This window comes from Chryseobacterium sp. Leaf201, from assembly GCF_001421435.1.
Taxonomy (GTDB): Bacteria; Bacteroidota; Bacteroidia; order Flavobacteriales; family Weeksellaceae; genus Chryseobacterium.
Genome location: NZ_LMKA01000037.1, coordinates 1 through 2,436, shown reverse-complemented (window position 1 = coordinate 2,436; position 2,436 = coordinate 1). Strand labels below are relative to the sequence as shown.

At 28.2% G+C, this 2,436-nt stretch carries 4 protein-coding genes; all 4 read right to left on the bottom strand.

Going from position 1 to position 2,436, the window contains the following annotated elements:
* Positions 1–172: 172 nt before the first annotated feature.
* A complete protein-coding gene (locus ASE55_RS03815; protein ID WP_056215809.1) occupies positions 173–772 on the bottom strand; it encodes a hypothetical protein in 600 nt (199 codons plus the stop codon).
* Positions 744–1,226, bottom strand: a complete 483-nt coding sequence (locus tag ASE55_RS03810) for a hypothetical protein (RefSeq protein ID WP_056215806.1) — start codon at positions 1,224–1,226, stop codon at positions 744–746. The genes ASE55_RS03815 and ASE55_RS03810 overlap by 29 nt, the downstream gene beginning before the upstream one ends.
* Positions 1,227–1,299: 73 nt before the next feature.
* Positions 1,300–1,662 carry an RHS repeat-associated core domain-containing protein gene (locus ASE55_RS20895; protein ID WP_082474336.1) on the bottom strand — a complete coding sequence of 121 codons (363 nt, stop codon included), beginning with the start codon at positions 1,660–1,662 and terminating at the stop codon, positions 1,300–1,302.
* 263 nt (positions 1,663–1,925) lie between these two features.
* Positions 1,926–2,436: hypothetical protein (locus ASE55_RS20245; RefSeq protein WP_157844625.1), on the bottom strand; the 511-nt coding region annotated here is incomplete at its 5' end.

Here is a 2,436-nt window from a genome sequence, read left to right as displayed (position 1 = left end):
CTAATGAGTTCCAGATTATTAGTCTTTTAAATTGCAATCCAAAATTGCTAATTTTCTCTGAACTCTCTTTCTAAATAAGTTTAAACAGCTTCATTGTCTAAACTTTTGTGTGTACTCTAATCGCAAGAATTTTTTCTTATCTACTAGATCATAAATCATGTGGCGTGATTAATCATTTTTCTATGGAAATAATAGGACCTCCTTCCTCTAATTGATAAAGCTTTAGCACTGAATGCTTTTTTAAAAATCTTTTAAATACTTTGGGATTTACTATTTCTGATTCAATTATTTTTCCATTAATTCTATCCACTTTAAATCTATTGTTTATTCTAACTGACCATTGTTTAATACCTCCATCTAATTCATAGGAAATAGACTTGTTATCTAATATTTCTATGTTAGAATTATTATGATCTAATTTGATAGCGTTAAATATTTTATCACATTTATTCTTTGAGGGAAAATCACAAAAAACTATAATCTTACTTTCATTATATTGAAACCATTTATAAAATGGAGCTTTTTTGTACAAGCTAAAATCCTCTGTTAGCGTTTCAATTGTAATACCTTTTGAAATAGTATCTTCATAAATAGTTACACCTATATAATTTTGGGCTTCAATTGGTTCAGTCATATATAGTTTAATGACATCTTTTGTAACTTTTCCTAAGCTTTTATAATCTTGTGCACAATAATTATGGAAGATAAATATGCAAAAGAAATAGAAAAATTTACTAATAATACTAATTTTTATTTTTTTTATAATATCCATTATTTATCGCTTTTACTCCTTGAGCATTATATATTGCAGTTTTTGGTCCACCGTGATATTTAGGATTATACATAAACAATGTACTGTTTTGTGGGAAATAGCCACTTGCTTTATAACCTCCGTTGTTCAATTGTTTTCCGACACTCATATTAGTAAACTCATTCGTTTTCCAATCTTTTAATTTTATCTCATATCCACTAGGCTCTATCTCATACTTATTATCAGGATGGTTATGTCCAAATAATGTTATTGTATTTTGATCAAAATAATCAAGGTATTGATTAATAGTTACTCTACCGGCACTAGCAGGTTCATTTAAGGCTCCATTTTTCCCTACGATTGATTGTTCTTGCCCGTCTTTCATTCCAGACCCAATAGCAAATTCAACTTCTGCATTATTTGATATATATGCATGTAAACCAAGTGCAATATCTTCGTTTTGAAAAGTTATCATACTATACTGTTGTTCATTGCCTTTTGAATCTTTAAAACTCCCTGATATTGTATTTTTAGAAATATATCCCTGTTCACAACAGTAAAACCTTTCGCATTTTTATTAAAGAATTATCCTTATTGAATTGGTTTGCAGCATATATTTGATCTTCTTTAGAATCAGAAATTCTTTCTATAGAACCATTAGTACCTAATCTATATACATCCAATCCAAATGGATCAATGTAACTAATTGGATTATTAAGCACATAGCTGAATGGAGAGTCACTAAAATACTTCTCCGCGAGCGGATCAACTACGCCCCATCTTCCAATATCCGGCATATAAAATCTCGCTCCGTAATCGTACATACCGCTTTCCGTCTGCAATTCCTTTCCGTTGTATTTATACTGATAAGAAGAGTTTGCTGTTAAAGGATTATAGCCTTCATGCTTCAAACCGAACGGATAGTAATTATTCTCCTCAAGAACTTCTGTGCTGCTCCCATTATTGAAATAACTTAAGCGTACTGAACTCCGTTCGTAGCCTGCGTAAAAGCGTTTCTTTTACTTGTCTATCCAAATGGTCTGCATAGCTGTAAATATACTTTGTTATCAAGAGAACTCCTTATTAAAATAAACAGGTAATTATTTATATTACCTGTTTATTTTTTCTTGTGAATTATATTAACTTTAAAACATATGATAGCAATTCCAATGTATTAATTTTTAACCGTAGAACAATCTGGATTTGAAAATGTAATATCTTCATATGAATCTGAGAATTTTAATTTTTTATTCTTTAAAATTGTTTTCATACATGTTGAAATTGAAATAGGTGATAAAAAAGTTATTTCATCTCTTTTATTTAAAACAATATGCCAATTTTCAAAATCATCATTAATTATTGTTTTCTTTTGATTGAAATTTTCATATTTGATTTTTGTAAACATCTTCTCAATAGCTTTACATTTGTTATCAGGTAATATAAGTTTATATCCCTCAAATATATAAACATTTTTATATTGAGTTCCTTCCATAAATTTCGGTTCAAAAAAAGCAACATCAACTGAATATTGTTTTTCATCTTTCATTTGATCTTGAACTACTACTGCTAATATTTCATTCTTGTTATCAACCTTTCTTTTTTTAGAAATATATTCTATATATCCCTTAATGATATTATGCAAATCTTGTTTCTTAACAACACTTTTATTAAATGTAAAAAAGAAA